At 60.3% G+C, this 3,413-nt stretch carries 4 protein-coding genes; 2 read left to right on the plus strand and 2 right to left on the minus strand.

The annotated features are described in order from the left end of the window. Positions 1–238 precede the first annotated feature (238 nt). Positions 239–649 (plus strand): VOC family protein, encoded by a 411-nt coding sequence (locus tag ACFQ6H_RS29710; RefSeq protein ID WP_003945103.1) that lies wholly within the window; start codon positions 239–241, stop codon positions 647–649. A 71-nt stretch (positions 650–720) separates the two neighbouring features. On the opposite strand, the gene ACFQ6H_RS29715 is transcribed toward ACFQ6H_RS29710, so the two are convergent. Together ACFQ6H_RS29715 and ACFQ6H_RS29720 are read right to left on the minus strand one after the other, a co-directional pair. Further along, positions 721–1,695 carry a sigma-70 family RNA polymerase sigma factor gene (locus tag ACFQ6H_RS29715; protein ID WP_378539148.1) on the minus strand — a complete coding sequence of 325 codons (975 nt, stop codon included), beginning with the start codon at positions 1,693–1,695 and terminating at the stop codon, positions 721–723. Between the two features lie 53 nt (positions 1,696–1,748). Beyond that, complete coding sequence (locus ACFQ6H_RS29720; protein WP_378650421.1) at positions 1,749–2,480, minus strand: GNAT family N-acetyltransferase; 732 nt, start codon at positions 2,478–2,480, stop codon at positions 1,749–1,751. Positions 2,481–2,591: 111 nt separating this feature from the next. On the opposite strand from ACFQ6H_RS29720, the gene ACFQ6H_RS29725 reads away from it, so the two are divergent. Continuing rightward, positions 2,592–3,413, plus strand: an 822-nt coding sequence (locus ACFQ6H_RS29725) for a hypothetical protein (RefSeq protein WP_378650423.1), incomplete at its 3' end; no start/stop codon positions are given.

Genomic DNA, 3,413 nt, shown 5'->3' on the forward strand with positions numbered 1-3,413 from the left:
ACTCACCCTCGCAGGTGGGAGTCGGTGTCCGTGTCGCTCTGACCTGGACAAAGTTACGCGAAGATCAACACAACACCAAATCGCCAGGTCAGAGCACTACTACGGGTTAACAACCGACAATTTCTCCGAATTTTCGACTGCCGCGATGACTTTCTGTCCCCGCTGCGGTCTGTATGAACAGGAACCAACAGGAACCGAAGCGATCAGTAATCAGTCAACCGACTTCAAGGAGCACTCCATGTCTCGTCTTCTCTTCGTCAACATGCCGGTCAAGGACGTCGCTGCCACGCGGGCATTCTTCAGCGGCCTCGGCTTCGAGTTCAACGACATGTTCAGTGACGAGAACACCGTCTCGATGATCGTCAGCGATTCCGCCACGGTCATGTTCCTGAACGAACCGCGTTTCGGGGACTTCATCGCCGACGACATCTGTGACACGTCGAAAGCCCGCGAGGCACTGATGTGTGTGTCGGCCGACAGCAGGGAGGAAGTCGACACCTTCGTCGACGCGGCTATTGCTGCCGGCGGTAGCAAGTGGATGGAGCCCCAGGATCACGGCTTCATGTACGGACGCGCATTCCGCGACCTCGACAACCACGTCTGGGAGGTCATGTGGATGGACCCGGCCGCGACGGTTCCCCAGCAGTAACGCACAGCGAGAGCAGTAACGAGCAGCTGCGCGGGTCCTCCAAACCGGAGGGCTCGCGCAACTCCTTGCCCCTACAGTTCTGCGGGCAATCCGAACCGTGCGAACAGGCTCAGATCGAAGAAACACGTCACGTGCGAGATCCCTGACTCGGTGACATCGAGAACGTGCAGCTGAAAAGCTCGGTGAACGCCGTCGGGCTCGCGCATATAGAGGCCGAACGCCGGCTGTCCGTTGGCAGCGGTCGGAAGTAGACGCATCGCCCCTGGTCCGTCGGCCGGGCATTTGGTTCCGATGAGCTGCCCGATTGCCTCGGGGCCCTGGTACCAACCCTCGAACGGCGGCATCTCCCAGATGGCCTCGCGCGTGAACAGCTCAACGATGGCCTCGACGTCGTAGCTCTCGAAGCTGTGCACGTAGTCGCGAAGCAATTTCCGGGCAGCCTCGGTAGTCGGTTCCACGAGGTCGTCCTCAGTGGGCGCGATGTGATTGATCTGTGCGCGAGCCCGCTGCAGCAGGCTGTTCACCGCAGTGGTTGTGGTGTCCAGGGCCTCCGCAACTTCCGATGCCTTCCACTGCAGAACGTCACGCAAAACCAGAACTGCACGTTGGCGCGCGGACAAGTGTTGCAAAGCGGCGACAAGCGCGAGCCTCACCGAGTCGCGATTGACGACCATGACGGCCGGATCATTGACGTCGCCCAACGCAGAATCGGCGATCGGTTCCAACCAGGCGATCTCGTTGCGCTCGATCAAATCGTCGGCCGGGTCCGAACTAGGTGCGCCGAGACCGGTCGGGAGGGGACGCCTCGATCTCCCCTCCAGCGCGGTCAGGCACGTATTCGTCGCGATGCGGTAGAGCCAGGTCCTGAGTGACGACTGGCCTTTGTAACCGTCGAACCCGCGCCAAGCCCGGATGAACGTCTCCTGGACCTGGTCTTCGGCGTCGTGAATCGACCCCATCATGCGATAGCAGTGCGCCAGCAACTCGCGGCGGTACGGATCGGCAAGAGTGAGGAAATCACTGTCCAACGCCTGATCGACTGTCATTTGTTCAGACTAGTGGCCGAGCGCCCGAAACACAGGCGTCGGCGAGAATTCGATCAGGCAGGCGCCTGCACCGCGGTCAACCGGGACTTCTTCCGCAGCACGAATCCCAGCGACTCGTAGAGTCTGATCGCATTCGTATTCGATTGCACTGCATGGAGAAACGGCAGCTCGCCGCGCTCCCGAATCCCGGCGGCGACGGCTCGGATCAGGGTCGTGCCCAGTCCTCGACCTCGAAAATCGCTGTCAGTGCACACCGCGCTGATTTCCGTCCATCCCGGAGGGTGCAGCCGCTCCCCCGCCATGGCTACAAGTCTTCCGTCGACGCGAATGCCGTAGTAGCTCCCCATCTCGACGGTGCGAGCGAGAAAAGGCCCGGGTTTGGTGCGCTCGATCAACGCGAGAATTTCGGGAACATCGCTCGTTCCGAGAAGTTCGACCGACGGATCAACAGAGACTTCGAGTGCGGAGCCGTCCATCTGCACCGAGCCGAACTGATCCACAATGCGCCACCCTACCGGCGGATGATGGTCGAATCCTCGCAAACCTACTGTGCCGCCCGGACCTACGAGTGTGCGCAGGTTCTCCCAGTCTTCGGCGTCCAACTCGGGCGGATGACCGACAAACAGCGCGACCGTCGGGTCGTATCGTGCAACCCTCCCTGCCCAGTGAGCGAAATGTGCATGTTGTCCGCGAAGACCTTGTCGCACAGGGTCGTCCAGTGGATGGATGTCGACATCCGTGTGAACTGTCTCGACAAACGACGCCAGGGTCGCCTCCGTGGTCATCGAACCTCTTCCTGCCCTAGTCTGCTTGTGATGGACGCGGACGAAACTCCCCGCCGACCTCGATGACAACGCTAGGAACACTTGCTGTCGCAGTCGCCGGATAGAATCAAGATGATTCTGACCTCGGCCCGTATTTCCGGCGTCAACCAGGGCTCGATCGCAGATCCGCACCAGGACATTCGTCCCGACGCCTCACCAACCGGAAGGCTATTCGGCATGAGCAACTCCGACCCGATCAGATCTGCATTCGATCAGTTGCCCCTGAAAGAGATGGACGCTGCGACGCTGGTCTTCGCCATCGAGAGCGCCGTCGACGAACTGGCGATCCCGGGTGAAACCCTGCGACTCGCCATGGAGGTCGCGACCCTCGCGCACCTCGATCAGTTCAGAAAGAACGGGATAAAGTCCGACGAGGATCCCTACATCGTTCATCCCCTACGAAATGTATTGCGCCTGCTTCGGTACGGGTGCTCCGATGTCGAGATCCTGAGCGCAACCGCGCTTCACGACACGGTCGAGGACCGACCACACGCCGTCATCGCGCTCCTCGGTGGTCAGACTGCAGACGATATGTCCCCTTCCGATGCGCAAGAACGTGCGTCAACACTCATCGCCTCGCGCTTCGGCCACAGAATCTCCGAACTTGTTGAGGCAGTGACCAATCCGATCGAATACCCGCACGACAACACCACCGCCGGATACCAGGATCACGTCATCCGCGCGATCGCGGATCCCGCAGTGTTCCTCGTGAAGTTCAGCGACTTCGTCGACAACGCGGGAAGCGTGAAGTACCTGAACGAGACCGACAGACTGAGACTGGTCACGAAATACGAACCACTTGTCGAGCACTTCAAGCGGACTTCACTTGCCCTCGGCGACGCATTGCAACTCCCTTCCGGAGGACTCGATGCGATCGCAAAGCACATCGCAACC

It is taken from the genome of Rhodococcus sp. NPDC056506, assembly GCF_042794945.1.
Lineage (GTDB): Bacteria > Actinomycetota > Actinomycetes > Mycobacteriales > Mycobacteriaceae > Rhodococcus_F.

Coding starts and splice junctions, on each gene's coding strand:
- ACFQ6H_RS29710 (WP_003945103.1), top strand. CDS start 239: ATGTCTCGTCTTCTCTTCGTCAACATGCCGGTCAAGGACGTCGCTGCC.
- ACFQ6H_RS29715 (WP_378539148.1), bottom strand. CDS start 1,695: ATGACAGTCGATCAGGCGTTGGACAGTGATTTCCTCACTCTTGCCGAT.
- ACFQ6H_RS29720 (WP_378650421.1), bottom strand. CDS start 2,480: ATGACCACGGAGGCGACCCTGGCGTCGTTTGTCGAGACAGTTCACACG.